Annotated in this window: 13 protein-coding genes; 8 read left to right on the top strand and 5 right to left on the bottom strand. The window is 68.5% G+C overall.

The genetic code is table 11. The features are described from left to right. The first annotated feature begins 5 nt into the window (after window positions 1-5). The 6 genes from MBA17_RS40300 to MBA17_RS40275 all read left to right on the top strand — a co-directional run bounded on the left by MBA17_RS40300 (window position 6) and on the right by MBA17_RS40275 (window position 5,754). Window positions 6-965, top strand: coding sequence for an ABC transporter permease (locus MBA17_RS40300; RefSeq protein ID WP_238503049.1), 960 nt, complete (start codon window positions 6-8; stop codon window positions 963-965). Next, window positions 962-1,813 (top strand): ABC transporter permease, encoded by an 852-nt coding sequence (locus MBA17_RS40295; RefSeq protein WP_238503047.1) that lies wholly within the window; start codon window positions 962-964, stop codon window positions 1,811-1,813. Before MBA17_RS40300 ends, MBA17_RS40295 begins: the two co-directional genes overlap by 4 nt. Beyond that, complete coding sequence (locus tag MBA17_RS40290; protein ID WP_238503045.1) at window positions 1,810-2,991, top strand: M24 family metallopeptidase; 1,182 nt, start codon at window positions 1,810-1,812, stop codon at window positions 2,989-2,991. The genes MBA17_RS40295 and MBA17_RS40290 overlap by 4 nt, the downstream gene beginning before the upstream one ends. 45 nt (window positions 2,992-3,036) lie before the next feature. Then, window positions 3,037-3,912, top strand: coding sequence for an alpha/beta fold hydrolase (locus MBA17_RS40285; RefSeq protein ID WP_238503043.1), 876 nt, complete (start codon window positions 3,037-3,039; stop codon window positions 3,910-3,912). 20 nt (window positions 3,913-3,932) lie between these two features. Then, on the top strand, window positions 3,933-4,934 hold the full coding sequence (locus MBA17_RS40280; RefSeq protein WP_238503041.1) for an Lrp/AsnC family transcriptional regulator: 1,002 nt from the start codon (window positions 3,933-3,935) through the stop codon (window positions 4,932-4,934). Between the two features lie 163 nt (window positions 4,935-5,097). Beyond that, entirely contained in the window at window positions 5,098-5,754 is a 657-nt protein-coding gene (locus MBA17_RS40275; protein ID WP_455432948.1) for a GntR family transcriptional regulator, read from the top strand. A gap of 30 nt (window positions 5,755-5,784) precedes the next feature. Here MBA17_RS40275 and MBA17_RS40270 read toward each other — a convergent pair whose 3' ends face one another. Continuing rightward, entirely contained in the window at window positions 5,785-7,440 is a 1,656-nt protein-coding gene (locus MBA17_RS40270; RefSeq protein WP_238503037.1) for a serine hydrolase, read from the bottom strand. 221 nt (window positions 7,441-7,661) lie between these two features. Between MBA17_RS40270 and MBA17_RS40265 the strand changes: the two genes are divergently transcribed. Then, window positions 7,662-8,612, top strand: a complete 951-nt coding sequence (locus tag MBA17_RS40265; RefSeq protein ID WP_274386724.1) for a GbsR/MarR family transcriptional regulator — start codon at window positions 7,662-7,664, stop codon at window positions 8,610-8,612. A 77-nt stretch (window positions 8,613-8,689) separates the two neighbouring features. Here MBA17_RS40265 and MBA17_RS40260 read toward each other — a convergent pair whose 3' ends face one another. Both MBA17_RS40260 and MBA17_RS40255 read right to left on the bottom strand, forming a co-directional pair. Further along, entirely contained in the window at window positions 8,690-9,115 is a 426-nt protein-coding gene (locus tag MBA17_RS40260) for a cytotoxic translational repressor of toxin-antitoxin stability system (RefSeq protein ID WP_238503033.1), read from the bottom strand. Continuing rightward, the gene (locus tag MBA17_RS40255) at window positions 9,112-9,528 is read right to left on the bottom strand and encodes a prevent-host-death protein (protein WP_238503031.1); all 417 of its coding nucleotides are present in this window, start codon (window positions 9,526-9,528) and stop codon (window positions 9,112-9,114) included. The genes MBA17_RS40260 and MBA17_RS40255 overlap by 4 nt, the downstream gene beginning before the upstream one ends. Window positions 9,529-9,603: 75 nt before the next feature. Between MBA17_RS40255 and MBA17_RS40250 the strand changes: the two genes are divergently transcribed. Further along, entirely contained in the window at window positions 9,604-9,822 is a 219-nt protein-coding gene (locus MBA17_RS40250) for a hypothetical protein (protein WP_238503029.1), read from the top strand. A 235-nt stretch (window positions 9,823-10,057) separates the two neighbouring features. Here MBA17_RS40250 and MBA17_RS40245 read toward each other — a convergent pair whose 3' ends face one another. Then, entirely contained in the window at window positions 10,058-12,886 is a 2,829-nt protein-coding gene (locus tag MBA17_RS40245; protein WP_238503027.1) for a vitamin B12-dependent ribonucleotide reductase, read from the bottom strand. Between the two features lie 80 nt (window positions 12,887-12,966). Then, entirely contained in the window at window positions 12,967-13,425 is a 459-nt protein-coding gene (gene nrdR, locus MBA17_RS40240) for a transcriptional regulator NrdR (RefSeq protein ID WP_238503025.1), read from the bottom strand. Between the last annotated feature and the right edge of the window lie 1,537 nt (window positions 13,426-14,962).

Below are 14,962 nucleotides of genomic sequence, written 5' to 3'. Positions count from 1 at the left end.
TCACGGTGCGGCTCAGATTCATCGGCACACGGCTGCTGCGGGGGGCGGTGACCCTGTGGTTCGCCGTCACCGTGACCTTCTTCCTCGTACGGTTGCTGCCCGGCGACCCCGTGCTCGCGGTCGCCGACCCCAACATGACCGAGGAACTGCGTGCCAAACTGCTCGCCGACTTCGGCCTGGACCAGCCGTTGCCGGTCCAGTACGGCGAGTATCTCCTCCAGCTCGTCCAGGGCAACCTGGGCATGTCCTTCCGGCAGTCGATCCCCGTCACCACCGTGCTGATGGAACGGCTGCCCTGGACGCTGATCCTGACCCTGTCGGCGATGATCGCCACCGTCGTCGTCGGCATCCCCCTCGGCGTGCTCGCCGCCACCAAGGCCAAGGGATGGGTCGACCGGCTCATCCAGGTCGCCGGGATCACCGCCCAGTCGCTGTTCGTGCCGAGCGTCGGCGTCTTCCTGCTCTACGTCTTCGGCGTGCTGCTGGGCTGGTTCCCCATCGGCGGGGCGGTCGATCCCGACGCCACCGGCCTGGCGGCCAGCCTCAGCATGCTGCACCACCTGGTGCTGCCGTGCCTGTCGCTGGTGTTCATCCAGCTCGGCGGTTACGTGCTCACCATGCGCGCCACCCTGATCGAGGCACTCGGCGAAGACTACGTGACCCTCGCCAAGGCCAAGGGGGTACGGCCGGCCTCGGTCGTGTGGAAGCACGCCGTACGCAACGCGCTGCTGCCCACCACCACCATCGCCGGGCTGCAACTCGGCGCGCTGGTCGGCGGCGCGGTGCTGACCGAGACCATCTACGCCTACCCCGGCATCGGGCGGGCGATCTTCGAAGCCGTCGGGCAGCTCGACTTCCCGGTGCTCCAGGGGGCGTTCGTGCTGCTCGCCGCCGCCGTCGTGGCAGCGAACCTGATCACCGACGTGGCCTACGGATTCCTCGACCCCCGGGTGCGCACCTCATGACCCTGACCGCCGCCGAGCCCACCCCCCGTCGCAGGACCTGGGAGGCGTTCCGGCGCAACCCGCTGGGCACGGGGAGCGCGGCCGTACTGATCCTGCTGATCCTGGTCGCGGTCTGCGCGCCGCTGATCGCCCCGTTCCCCGAGGGGTACGGGACCGACACCTCGCAGCCGCCGAGCGGGGCGCACTGGTTCGGCACCGACGACATCGGGCAGGACGTCTTCGCCCAGGTCGTCTGGGGCACCAGGGTGAGCATCATGGTCGGCGTCAGCGCCTCGATCCTGGCCATCGTGATCGGGCTGCTGGTGGGGGTGGCCGCCGCCTACTTCCGGCGGCTGGACACCCCGCTGGGGGTGCTGATCGACCTGTCGCTGTCGCTGCCGGTGCTGCCGCTGATGATCCTGGTCGCGGCGCTGGCCGGGCCGAGCGTGCGGACGCTGGTGGTGGTGATCGCGCTGTTCAGCTGGCCGGAGGTGGCCCGGGTGGTGCGGTCCCAGGCGCTCGCGATCGTCCCGCTGCCCTATGTCTCGGCCGCCAGGGTCGTGGGCGGTTCGGCGACGTGGATCATCCGCAAGCACCTGTTCCCCGGCGTGATCCCGGTGGTCGGCGTGTCGGTGGTGCTGACGACCTCGCGTGCCGTACTGGCCGAGGCGGGGCTGTCCTTCCTCGGGCTGGGCGACCCCAACAGCTGGTCCTGGGGCGCGATCCTGCACAAGGCGCAGATGTCGGGGTCGCTGGCGTCCGCCTGGTGGACCACTCTCTTCCCGTCCTTCGCCATCCTGCTGCTCGTCGTCGCGACGACCCTGCTGTCGGTGGCCTACAACGACGCCCGCAACCACCGCACGAGGTGATCCCGCTGTTCGACCAACGTCTGTCCGCCGCGTTCTACGAGGGCACGATCGACCGGGTGCGTGCCGCGATGGCCCGCGACGGGCTCGCCGCGCTGCTCCTGGACGACCCGCTGGACGTCGCCTATCTCACCGGCTTCCAGCACTTCCCCAACGAACGGCCGGTCGCCTGCCTGCTCACCGCCGAGGGGCCGCCGATCCTGCTGGTGCCCGACCTGGAACGCGAGTACGCCGGGGACCAGGGCGCGCACGCCGAGATCGTGGCCTACCCGGAGTTCCCCGGCGTGACCGCGCCCTTCGCGGTGCTGGCCGGGCACGTGAACGCCGACCCGGCGACCGCCGGTTACGCGTCCTCGACCTCGATCGGCCGCACCACGGCGCTGGAGCAGGCGTTCCCGCGCACCTCGTGGCGGGTCAGCGAGATCGTCGGCACGGCCCGGCAGCGCAAGACGCCCGAGGAGATCGTGCTGCACGAGGAGGCGGCGCGGATCGCCGACCTCATGATCGGCGCAGGCGTGGAACTGGTCCGCGCCGCGCTGTCCGCCGGCGGCGAACTGCCCTCGGAGACGGACCTGGCCGCGCACGTCATCTCGCACGGCTCCCGCCTGATGTACGGCGAGCACCGGAACGTGGTGGTGGTCCCGATGCTGACCGGCGGCCTGGTGTACGGCGGGCCGAACTCGGCGCAGCCGCACCGGCTGCCCGACGGGAGGCGGCTGAGGCACGGCGAGTCCTTCATGCTGTCGCTCGGCTGCGCCGTCGGCGGGCGGTTCGTGGAGAGCGAGCGGACGTTCATCCTCGGCGAGCCCACCGCCGAGCAGCGCCGCTACTACGAGGCCGTCCGTGAGGCGCAGGAGACCGGTACCCAGGCTTTGCATGCCGGGGTGACCTGCGCGGAGGCCAACCGGCGTTGTCTCTCGGTGATCGAGGACGCCGGGCTGGGCGGTTACCTGCGGCACCGGCAGGGGCACGGCATCGGGCTCGGCTTCCACGAGCCGCCGTGGCTGGAGGGCGGCGACCCGACCGAACTGGCCGCCGGCATGGTCCTGTCCAGCGAGCCGGGCGTCTACGTCCCCGGGCACGCCGGCTACCGGATCTCCGACACGGTGCTGGTCACCGAGGACGGCCCGCGCAGGCTGACGGCTTACCCGCGCGACCTCGCCGACATCGTCATCGCCTGACCTGCGCCTGGTTGATGTCTGACTTATGCCTATTCATGCTGATTCATGCGATTCGTGAAGGAGGAGCGAGCGATGCTCGTCGAGATCAACGGCAACCGGCTCAACATCGAGGTGCTCGGCGACGACCGGCCGGGCAAACCGACCATGGTGGCCCACCACGGCGCCCCCGGCCTGGGCTCCCTCGGGGAGCCCCGGGCGACCTTCGGGCGGTTCGCCGACGCGTTCAGGGTGATCGTGTTCGACGCCCGGGGATCGGGGGCGAGCGAGGGGCGGGAGCCGTACACGCACGAGCAGTGGGTGGCCGACGTGGACGGGGTCCGCGCGTGGGCGGGGGCCGAGCGGATCGTGCTGGCGGGCGGCTCCTACGGCGGGTTCATCGCGATGGAGTACGCGATCACCCATCCCGACCGGGTGAGCGCGCTGGTGCTGCGCGACACCTCGGCCGACAACTCCAACCAGGAAATGGCGATCCGCAACGCGCTGGCGTCCTCCCGGGTGGAGATCGACCGGGTGAAGCTCGACCGGATCATGTCCGGCACCGTTCGCGACGACGACGATCTGCGTGACTGCTGGCGCGAGATCCTGCCGCTCTACGACCACGACTACGATCCCGCGAAGGTCGCCGAACGCGTGGCGGCGACGCCGTACCGGTATCGGACGCACAACTTCGCGTTCGCGGTGAACCAGCCGAACTATGACATCAAGCCGCGCCTGTCCCAGATCACCGCGCCGACCCTGGTGACCGTCGGCAGGCACGACTGGATCACGCCCGTGGCCTGCAGCGAGACGATCGCGGCGGGGGTGCGGGACGGCCGGCTGGCAGTGTTCGAGAAGTCGGGGCACTCGCCACAGGTGGAGGAGGCGGATCTGTTCGAAGCAACCGTCCGAGAATTCCTGAAAAATGCGCTCATAGGACGCTAGAAACCGTCACACTTCCTCCGATGAATGATCTCGACCTACTCGATCGGCAGATCCTCGCCGAGCTGAACGTGAACGGCCGCGCGAGCTGGACCGACATCGCGCAGGTCATCGGAACGTCCACGACGACCGTCGCCCGCCGCGCCCAGCAGCTCATCGGCGACGGGATGATCTGCGTCGCCGCCCTGCCCCATCTGGAGCACGACGGCCCGGTCGACATCTTCGTCGTCCGGCTGACCTGCGCGCCCGGCAGCCAGCTCCGGGTGGCGGGCGAGCTGGCGCGCTACCCGGAGATCAGGTTCGTCGCGGTCGTCACCGGCGGCCAGGACATCGTCTTCGAGCTCGTCGCGCCCAAGAACCGCGACCTCTACACGATCCTGGTCGACTACGTGCAGCGGATCCCCGGCGCGCTGCACAGCCACGCCGACCTCCTGCTGCACACCTACAAGGTCTCCTACGACTGGAGCCTGCAATCCCTGGACGGCAGCGCGGGCAACCTCCCGGCCCCGCCGGTCCCGCACACCTGCGCCCCCGGCCACCTCGACGACGTCGACATGGACATCCTCGGCGCGATGCGCACGGACGGCAGAGCCAGCTTCCAGTCCGTGGCCAAACGCCTCGGCGTCAGCGAGAGCACCGTACGGCGGCGCTTCGAGGGCATGATCGAGCGCGGCTGCGCGACCGTCGCCACCTTCATCCCCGCCTCAGCCCTGGGATACGAGGCCGAGGTGCTGTTCTGGCTGTCGGTCGAGCCGGCCCGCCTGGAGAGCGTCGCCGAGGCCCTGACCGAGCTGCGCGGCGTCCGCTACATCTCCGCCACCCTCGGCCACGCCTCCCTGCTGTGCGAGGTGATCATGCCGACCACCTCGGACCTCCACCGGTTCACCAGCCGCACGCTGGCCGGCATCTCCGGCATCCAGTCCTGGACGGCCGGCGTCAACATGCTCACCGTGAAACGCGGCTTCCTGACGCTCCCGTGGGCCACGGCCCGGGTGACCGCCGCCCTCGCCGGTCCCACCCCCTGACCACCACGCTCGACGACCACGGCGATCCTGATCGACGCGTGCGGGCGGCCGGACGTGACCGTCGCGGTGAAAGTCCGACGCTGCGTCTCGCGCCCGATTTCGCGATGAGCACCTAGTGGCCGTAATGATCGATCAATACTCAAAGTTGATAGCGTGGCGGCCTGTGACGTCCATCGTGCGCGGGCCGCTTCGTGACCAGATCCGCCAGGTGCTGCTCGACGGCCTGGTCAGCGGGCGATGGCAGCCGGGCGAACGCATCGTGGAGCGGCGCGTCGCGGCCGAGCTGGAGGTCAGCCAGGCACCGGTCCGCGAGGCGCTCAGAGAGCTGGAGTCCCTGCGGCTGATCGAGTCCTCCCCCAACAAGGGAGTCAGGGTGAAGGCGTTCACCCTCGCCGAGTTGCGCGAGGTCAACCAGGTACGGGCCGGGCTGGAGGAGACGGCCGCCGGTCTGGCCATGCCCCGCATCGGGGCCCACCTGGAGGCGCTGGAACGCCACGAGCGGCTGCTCCACGAAGCGGCGCGGGCCGGCGACGTGAACGGGCAGGTCGAACACGCCGTCGCCTTCCACCGGGTGATCGTCGGAGCCTCGGGCAACGGGGTGCTCCGCTCGGTGTGGGAGTCACTGGGCGTCGAGGTGTGGACCCACCTGGCCTTCCGCCTGCACCGCGTCGATCCCTACCGGAACGCGGCCGACCACGAGCCGCTGGTGGCGGCGTTCCGGCGGCGCGACCCGGCGACCGGGCGGATGCTGCGCGACCACGTGCTCAGCTACGCGGCAGCGGCTCCAGCAGCCGATGCGGGCTCCGCAGGGCCCGGCTGACCGGATCCGAATGCCTTGGGCGGACGGCGGCTACGTCGTGGGGAGGCCGACCGCGTTGGACGCGTCGGCCTCGAAGTATTCCGTCGTGGCGAAGGGGCCGGCGTGATCTTCGAAGAAGCTCCTGACGCCGTCGATCGAGTCATGGACGATGACGTTCACCGCCTTGGTCCCGTCGGTGCTCGCCACCCCCAGCGTCCACTTGGCACCCTTGGGAAGCCGGCCGTACGCCGACTTCAGGGAATCCCAGAAACCGTCGTTGTCGGAAATCGTGGAAACAGCCATGACGTGCACCGTGGCACCCTCCTCATTGATTCTCGGATTCACTCGGCAATTGATGTGGAGATACTGTGCGGCACCATTCTCGAAGTCGTAGATCGCGACGGTCTGAGGGTCTTCGAGCGGATCGTCCGAAGGCATCAGGAAGTGGGTCTCGCTGATCGGGAACAGCTCGTAGTCGAGCTGCTCCGGTCTATTGAGGAGCTGCGCCTCCATGGGGTTCAGGGTGAATTTGAGGTGGAGCTTTCCGCGGTCGGCCGCCACTTCGTAGCGAGTGCCGGGGCGCTCGTAGGAGCCTTCGTACCTGGACAGGTCGAGGGCCAGGGTCGGGTCGGGCTCCGGCAGGTCGGGGATCGTGACCGCGCCGAGGTCGGCCAGGATTTCGTTGAACACCTTCCGGTAGAAGCTGTCGCGCGGCCCGGCGTTCACCAGCATCGAGACGGCGATGTTCGATTCCGGCAGGATCCGCAGGCGGGCGCTCTGGCTGACTGCGCTGCCGTCGTGGGCGTAGACGGTTTGGCCGTGCCAATCGCACACGATGAGGCCGAGTGCCCATTCCGGCCCGAACATGTACGGGTCAGGTAGGGGGACCCGCGACTCCGTCATCTCACGGATGACGCCGGGTGAGACGATTCCGGTCCCGTTCGGCGCCTTTCCTTCGTTGAGGAAGACATAAGCCATCATCAGCAATTCCCGGGCTGTCGTGTTGACGTTGCCTCCGGGGCCGAAGGAGCGCGGCAGGTGACCCAGCGGTGAGAGGACGGGTCCCTCTTGGAGGGATCGGATCAGGTATCCGGTCGCGGCCCGGTCCTGGTCCGCGTACTCACGCCGGCTGCTCGTCGAGGTCAGTCCCAAGGGGTCGAACAGACGATCCTTCATGATGTCGTCCCACCGCTTGGCGTCGATCACCTCCATGATGCGGGCGAGGATCGCGTAGCCCAGGGCCGCGCTGTAGCCGTGAGTGCGGCCCAAGGGGTGGACCTGGCGTGCGCCGGCGATGTTCTCCACCATGCGCTCGTACACGTCGTCGTCCTCGCCCGGATCTCCGTAGTTCTCCTCGATGCCGTTGGTGTGGTTGAGGAGATGGCGGGGTGTGACTTTGGCGCTGACGTCGGGGTCGGCCACCCGGAAATCGGGGAGGTAGGTCCGCACCGGCTCGTCCAGGGCGACTTTCCCCTCGTCGACGAGCTGCATGAAGGCGAGGGCGGTCCAGGTCTTTGATACGGAGCCGCACTGGTAGATGGTGTCGGTCGTCGCGGGCTCCCGGGTGGAGATGTTCTTGACGCCGACCGCGAAGTCGGTGATCTCCCCGTCGCTGAGGACGCCGATCACGGCACTCGGGATCCGGTACTCCGCGAGCAGCTCGGCGACGCGAGCTCGCATCCGGGTCACATCCAACGCTCTTGCCATAAGGGGTTCCTCGTCCTGTCCGATTCTTTCCAAGCGAGAAAAGGCTACGTTGCATTTCAAGTCTCGTCAACGAGAAACCTCCAATGATGTGCTTCAGTACTGGGCTTTCATGCCAATCGTTGCAACAGCATTGTTGATAAATGCAACCCGCGCTGACCAGCCGTTGCAATGTACTGTTGGTGAACGCTCCCGTGAACCCGAACCGACAGGAGGGCGAGCCGATGCCCGGAGGCAGGCTGACCCACGAGGATCGCCGGCAGATCGCGATCTGGCTGGCCGAAGGGCTGGGATACGCCGAGATCGCCAGGCGGCTGGGCAGGCCCACGTCCACGATCAGCCGCGAAGCGGCACGCAACAGCGCGCCCAGCGGCTACCTGGCCGACCACGCACAGCAGGCCGCCGGACAGCGCGCCCGCCGCCGCAGACCGGTTCAGGCCACGGAGCCACCAGCCGACGGGCGGCCGGCCGAGCCCGTGCGCGGTTTCGTGGAGCAGTTCGCGACGCTGCTCGTCGGGACCGGACTCCCCCGGATGCCCGCTCGCGTGTTCGTCTGCCTGCTCACCTCCGGCTCCGGGAGCCTGACGTCCGCCGAGCTCGTACGCCTGCTGCAGGTCAGCCCGGCGTCGGTGTCCAAGGCCATCGGCTACCTCGAGGAGATCGAGCTGGTCAGACGCACGCAGGATGCCGGCCGCCGCGAACGGTACGTCATCGACGACGACGTCTGGCTCCGGGCGTTCAAAGCCGACACCGGGGCACACGCCGAGGTCGCGGCGGCCGCGCGGCACGGGATCGAGATCTTCGACGCCGACACGCCCGCCGGCACCCGGCTGGGCCAGATGGCTCAGTTCTTCACCTGGATCAGCGAGCAGATGAACGACAGCGGCCTCACCGACGCCGTCGCGCACGACGCGCTGACAGTGCTGGCCGCGCTGGTGTACGCCGCTCGGCCACTCACCGTGGACGAACTCGCCACGGCACTGGACTGGCCCATCCAGCGGGTGGCCGACGCCCTGGACGCGATCAGCCGTCGTCCGATCCTCGCCGACCCGCTCACCGTGGAGCAGGTCGGGCGCGGCGCGTACGCCATCACCCCGAGGCCTGACCGCCTGAGCTCCGCGCAACGCGACGCACTGATCGTCAGTCCGCGCTCGACCCGAGGGCCTCGAAAATGACGAAGCCGGACAGACCTGATCACTTCGGGGAGTACTGGGGCAGTGCACTTATTCGAAGGAGGCGGTATTCCCTCGGATCAGGTGCCGTCGATCCAGTACTTTTGCAGCCTGGCGATGGCCTCGTCCCTGCTCATCGCTGCGACCGTCATCTCGTCGAGACCCACCCTTGAGATCAACATGAAGACGAGATCTGCAGGCAACGCCTCCGACGGCAGTTCTGGCACTCCGCGATCGGGTTTCACATCATTCTGCACACACGCCCAGAATGCCGCCTCATCCACCTGAAGCTGATCACGAAGAATGTGACTCCAGATAGCCGGACCATAGGTGCTGCGATCGACTGGATGCGAGATCCGGGTTCTCAGCATCCTGCCGTCAGGAAGATCCAGCTCGTACGTGACGTGGTGGGTACCCGTTCCCCCCCGAGCGTTCCGCACCTGACGCCAGCCCTCCAGTCGACAGAACCGATCATGGTGTTCGCGAGTGGGCTGCGGCCGGCTCACCGGACAGCTCCTACCAGCCATTCGCGCAACTGATCGTCATTACTGAGGCTGATCAGCTGCACGACCCCCCAGTTCTCACGGTGATTCGGAACGTCGAGCAGGTGATCCTGCCAGTCCTCGGCGTACTCACGTAGCCCTTCGACCATCTCCGCAACGGCCTGATCAAAGGTCGCACCGTCCGCAGCGACAGGTAGCCCCGGAATGAAAATCGACCAGCCGCCTGCCTCAGGGACCACCTGCGCACGAGAAGGAGTGACCATCGCGAGGTAGTGACGCAACCTTTCAACATCCACGAAAGCCGTCACGGACGACTCGCGCCGCACGGTGGCCACGCGCCCTCGCTCAGCCGCGTCCAGGAGCGCCTTGAGATGAGTACGAGCTTCGGTATAGCTGTCGAAGTGAACGACGGCCATGGTGGCAACCTCCAGCGAGAATTGCCTTCAGAGTGCCACCCCTAGTCAAGTACGTCAAGTACTTGATGTACTTGCATGGCGCAGTTCGGATGGCCGTGTGTGCTCAAAGCGAGTCTGCACGCGTACCAGAGCCCCGCGGACGACCTCGTCCTCGGTTACCTGGCTGTCGACTTCTCCCTCACCGACCACCCCACCCTCCACGTCTACCTCAGCGTGCTGGTACGGCGGACCGCGGAGGGCTGGCTCATCACCCACTACCAGGTCTCCCGCCTCGACCGAGGAACAACGCGGTGATCGTCGGCGGGCTCGTTCTGCTTGGGGTTCAGGGTCTGAGACCTGCCGCCCCCGTGCTCAGCCTGCTCTGGGAGCACGAAACGGCTTACTACGTACGCGCTCCGGCCGGCACGTGAGGGCCCTGCGGCAATAGCAAAGAGGCCCGACCAAAAGGCCGGACCTCCTCGCAAACCCAGCATCAGCACGACCTCAGCCGAAGCGCCGAGTTCCGGTTGGACCGGATGACTTCGGGGACTCAGCTACAGCCGCTGGTGCTGCCGCAGCCCTCGCAGACGTAGCAGCTACCGGCCGGGCGCATCTTGGTTCCGCAGGTCATGCAGAGTGGCGCGTCGGCGGTGCGGCCCTGGTGGCTCTCCAGGGTGTGGCCCTGCTCCTGGCGCGGGGCGGGGCTCGCCGCGGGCGGTTCGACGGCCTTCGGCCGCTCTATGGGGGCGGACTGCGCCAGCATCTCGGCGTCGATGACGTCGTCGCCGTGCAGGGCCGCCGGGTCCTCGCCGCGCTGCTGCGCCGCGCGCTCGGAGGCGGAGAAGATGCCGAGCGCGGCCCGGTCGTCATAGGGCAGGTGGTCGAGGGCGAGCCGCCGGAAGATGTAGTCCATCACCGAGGCGGCCATCCGCACATCCGGGTCGTCGGTCATGCCGGCCGGGTCGAACCGCATGTTGACGAACTTGCTGACGTACGTCTCCAGCGGCACGCCGTACTGGAGACCTATGGAGATCGCGACGGAGAAGGCGTCCATCACGCCGGCCAGGGTCGAGCCCTGCTTGGACATCTTCAGGAAGACCTCGCCGAGACCGTCGTCCGGGTAGGAGGAGGCGGTCATGTAGCCCTTCGCGCCGCCGACCGTGAAGCGGGTCGTGGTGCTGGGCCGCTGGTTCGGCATCCGCCGCCGGGTCGGCCTGGTCACCTCGACCACCTGTACGGCAGGCGTCTCGGCCTTCTCCTCGGCCCGCTTCGAGATCGACAACGGCTGCCCGACCTTGCAGTTGTCGCGGTAGACGGCCAGGGCCTTGAGCCCGAGCTTCCACCCTTCGAGGTAGACGTGCTCGATGTCCTCGATCGTCGCCGTCTCCGGCAGGTTGACGGTCTTGGAGATCGCGCCGGAGAGGAACGGCTGGGCGGCGGCCATCATCCGGACATGGCCCATCGGAGCGATCGCCCGCTCCCCCATCGCGCAGTCGAACACCTCGTAGTGCTCGCGGCGCAGGCCGGGCGCGTCGATCACGTGGCCGTGCTCGGCGATGAACTCGACGATGGCCTCGACCTGCTCCTCCTGGTAGCCGAGTTGCCGCAGCGCGCGCGGAATCGTCTGGTTGACGATCTGCATCGACCCGCCGCCGACCAGCTTCTTGAACTTCACCAGCGCCAGATCGGGCTCGATGCCGGTCGTGTCGCAGTCCATCATCAGGCCGATTGTCCCGGTCGGAGCGAGAAGCGAGGCTTGAGCGTTTCTGTACCCGTTCTTCTCGCCCAGCCTGAGGCACTCCGCCCACTGCCTGGACGCCTCGGCGTGCAGCTTGGCGTCCATCCCGCCGAACGTCTCCAGCCCGGCGTTGGCGGCGGCGTGCTTGCCCATGACCCGCTTGTGCGCCTCGGCGTTGCGGGCGTAGCCGTCGTACGGCCCGACGACACCGGCCAGTTCGGCGCTGCGGCGGTAGGAGACGCCGGTCATCAGGCTGGTGATCGCCCCGGCGACGAACCTGCCGCCGTCGGAGTCGTAGGCATGGCCGGTCGCCATCAGCAGCGCGCCCAGGTTGGCGTAACCGATGCCGAGCTGCCGGTAGGCCCGGGTGGTCTCGCCGATCTTCTCCGTGGGGAAGTCGGCGAAGGTGATCGAGATGTCCATCGCGGTGATGATCAGCTCGGTCAGCTTGACGAACCGCGCGACGTCGAAGGTGTCGTCGTCCTTGAGGAACTTCAGCAGGTTGATGCTGGCCAGGTTGCAGGAGGAATTGTCCAGATGGACGTACTCAGAACAAGGATTGCTGGCCGTGATACGTCCGGTTTCCGGGGTGGTGTGCCAGGCGTTGATGGTGTCGTCGTACTGGATGCCCGGGTCCGCGCACTCCCAGGCGGCCTTGGCCATCTTGCGGAACAGGTCGCGGGCGTCGACCTTCTCGATGACCTCGCCGGTCAGCCGGGCACGCAGGCCGAAGTCGTTGCCCTTCTGCACGGCCTCCATGAACTCCTCGGAGACCCTGACGGAGTTGTTGGCGTTCTGGTACTGCACCGAGACGATGTCCTTGCCACCGAGGTCCATGTCGAACCCGGCGTCACGCAGCGCGCGGACCTTGTCCTCCTCGCGCGCCTTGGTCTCGATGAACTCCTCGATGTCGGGGTGATCGACGTCGAGGACCACCATCTTGGCCGCCCGGCGGGTCGCCCCGCCCGACTTGATCGTGCCCGCAGACGCGTCGGCCCCGCGCATGAACGACACCGGGCCGCTCGCCGTGCCCCCGCTCGACAGCAGTTCCTTGCTGGAACGGATCCGGGAGAGGTTGACCCCCGAGCCGGAGCCCCCCTTGAAGATCACACCCTCTTCCTTGTACCACTCCAGAATCGACTCCATCTGGTCGTCGACCGCCAAAATGAAACACGCCGAGACCTGCTGCGGGCTGGCCGTGCCGACGTTGAACCAGACCGGTGAGTTGAAACTGAAAAGCTGGTTCACCAGGGCGTGCTTGAGCTCGTGGTCGAAGATCTCGGCGTCGTCCGCGGAGGCGAAGTAGCCCTCCTCCACCCCGGTCCGGGTGTAGACGCCCACCACGCGGTCGACGAGCTGCCGCAGGCTCGACTCGCGCTGCGGCGTGCCGACCGCCCCACGGAAATACTTGGTCGTCACGATGTTCGCGGCGTTCACCGACCAGGACGCGGGGAACTCCACACCGCGCTGCTCGAAGTTGACCGACCCGTCGCGCCAGTTCGTCATGACGACGTCGCGGCGCTCCCACGTCAGCTCGTCATATGGATGCACGCCCGGGGTGGTGTAGATGCGCTTCATCTTCAGGCCCTTGCGGACCCGCTTCCCCCCGCGCGCCACCGCGCCACTCACCGTCTCCGTCATGACTCCCCCTCCCGGGGCTCGCTGGAGCCCTCGATCACGGACCAAGTTGTCGCGTCGCGTCACCCGCGACACCGGTTGATCTAGCTGTTGGCAGTGCGCTTGACGCGCAACTGTTCGATCTCGGCCTCGAAGTCGGCCAGCGTCTCGAATCCGCGGTACACCGAGGCGAAACGCAGGTAGGCCACCTCGTCGAGGTCACGCAGCGGCCCCAGGATGGCCAGGCCCACCTCGTTGGAGGGCATCTCGGCCGCGCCGGTGGCCCGGATGCTCTCCTCGACGAGCTGACCGAGTTGGGCGAGCGAATCCTCACTCACCGGTCTGCCCTGACAGGCCCGCCGCACTCCGGCGATCACCTTGTCCCGGGAGAACGCCTCCGTCACACCGCTGCGCTTGCTCACCATGAGCAGCACCGTTTCCTGGGTGGTGAATCTCCGCCCACACTCAGGACACGTACGGCGGCGTCTGATCGCCGCGCCGTCCTCGGTGGAGCGACTGTCGATGACCCGCGTGTCGGGATGCCTGCAGAACGGACAGTGCACGCGGCGTCGCCTCCCTTTGACCACCCACCCGAGCCCACCAACCCCGTCGGCTCCTCCGCACGGTGAAACCCCTCGCCAAGGGACGCTCACGCACGCCTCACAGTCGCCCATGATGCGGTAACGGAAACACAACCTATGGTGAACTACATCGGTGCAACTACTAGATGTTGTGGTCTAAACCTAGGAGCGCTCGACCATGAACGCAAGTTGAAGCGCCCCCCGCCGCTGAACTCGCTGCTCAGAGCCCTCACCTGCCCCATCATCGGCGTGTCGCCACACCGGCACCACAACCGACGACACACCACGCCCCGGCGAAGCACGCTCCGGCAACCCGTTGGAGGGGTCCGGACGAGGCGGAGCCCCGCACCCGCGCCAGGGCGGCGCGCCCGTACGCAGGGAGCGCGCCCGCATGAGCGCACGCCCGCGTGAGCAAGCGCGCCCGCGTGAGCAAGCGCGCCCGCGTGAGCAAGCGCGTCCGCGTCAGGGAGAGCATCCGCGTCAGGGCAGCGCCCCGACCGACCCTCGAAGTCCACGACCCCTCGTACGGCGAGCACGACGTCGACCGAGATCACGTTTCGCGCAGCGCGTGTCACAGCGGCGCACCGCCGCACGGTGGCGATCAGCGGGAGGCGCCGACCGCCGACACGATCGTAAGGGGGTCGCCACCCTGATGCGCGGTGACCCATGGCAGACGGGCGTGTTCCCCACCTTCATGATTCCACGTGGAGGCGATGCCCACCGCCCGAGTGCCCAGCCAGAAGACACCCAGAGCGATCATCACCACCGCGACCGCGAGCACGATCCGCCCCCGGCGCGTCAGCCGAAGAGGCGCGATCACCCGCCCCGGTCCGCGCACCCGCCTCCGCACCCGACCCGCCGCTCTCGGCCTGCCGCCTCCCGAACGCCGCCCGACGCCGCCGCCCATCGGACGCCGCCCCCGTAAAGCCCGCTCCCCGGCCCCCCTGCGCGCCACCCCCGGCCCTCTCAAACCGTCCCCTCGCACCCCGGCACCCCGACGCGGCGACACGCGGGCTCGCGAAACCTCCCCCCGCGCCTCCCCACCTCCGCGTGATGACGCCTGCACCTCCGAACCCCTACGCGAAGACGTCCGCACCCGCACCTGCCCCCGCACCTCCGCACCCGGGCGCGAACCCAGCCACACCTCCCCGCGCGTCTCCCCACCCCCGCGCGAAGACAACCGCGCCCCCGCACCCGGACGCGAGGGCGACCGCGTCTCTCCGGCGGCCCCTCCACCCCCGCGCGAAGACGACCGTGCCTCCCCGTGCGTCTCCCCGCCCCGGCGCGAAGACAACCGCGCCTCCACACCCGGACGCGACCGCGTCTCCCCGTCGGCCCTTTCGCCCCGGCGCGAAGACGTCCGAGCGTCCCCGCGGGGTACCTGCTCGTCGAAACTCCGGGGCGGCTCCGGCTCGGCGGCGGGCGGCACGATCCGCACCGGCCCCCGCCCGTCGGCGCGCGCCGCGCCCCTGCGGGCCAGCGAGCGACGCGCCCCGGCGCGCCGGAGCGCGGCCTGCCG

This window comes from Dolomitihabitans soli (assembly GCF_022213955.1).
In the GTDB taxonomy this organism is placed as follows: Bacteria; Actinomycetota; Actinomycetes; order Streptosporangiales; family Streptosporangiaceae; genus Streptosporangium_A; species Streptosporangium_A soli.
This window is presented reverse-complemented; position numbering and strand designations above follow the sequence as displayed.

Excerpts from the sequence above, each read along its gene's own strand:
- MBA17_RS40295 (WP_238503047.1), top strand. The coding sequence starts at position 962 with ATGACCCTGACCGCCGCCGAGCCCACCCCCCGTCGCAGGACCTGGGAG.
- MBA17_RS40285 (WP_238503043.1), top strand. The coding sequence starts at position 3,037 with ATGCGATTCGTGAAGGAGGAGCGAGCGATGCTCGTCGAGATCAACGGC.
- MBA17_RS40280 (WP_238503041.1), top strand. The coding sequence starts at position 3,933 with ATGAATGATCTCGACCTACTCGATCGGCAGATCCTCGCCGAGCTGAAC.
- MBA17_RS40270 (WP_238503037.1), bottom strand. The coding sequence starts at position 7,440 with ATGGCAAGAGCGTTGGATGTGACCCGGATGCGAGCTCGCGTCGCCGAG.
- MBA17_RS40265 (WP_274386724.1), top strand. The coding sequence starts at position 7,662 with ATGCCCGGAGGCAGGCTGACCCACGAGGATCGCCGGCAGATCGCGATC.
- MBA17_RS40255 (WP_238503031.1), bottom strand. The coding sequence starts at position 9,528 with ATGGCCGTCGTTCACTTCGACAGCTATACCGAAGCTCGTACTCATCTC.
- MBA17_RS40250 (WP_238503029.1), top strand. The coding sequence starts at position 9,604 with ATGGCGCAGTTCGGATGGCCGTGTGTGCTCAAAGCGAGTCTGCACGCG.
- MBA17_RS40245 (WP_238503027.1), bottom strand. The coding sequence starts at position 12,886 with ATGACGGAGACGGTGAGTGGCGCGGTGGCGCGCGGGGGGAAGCGGGTC.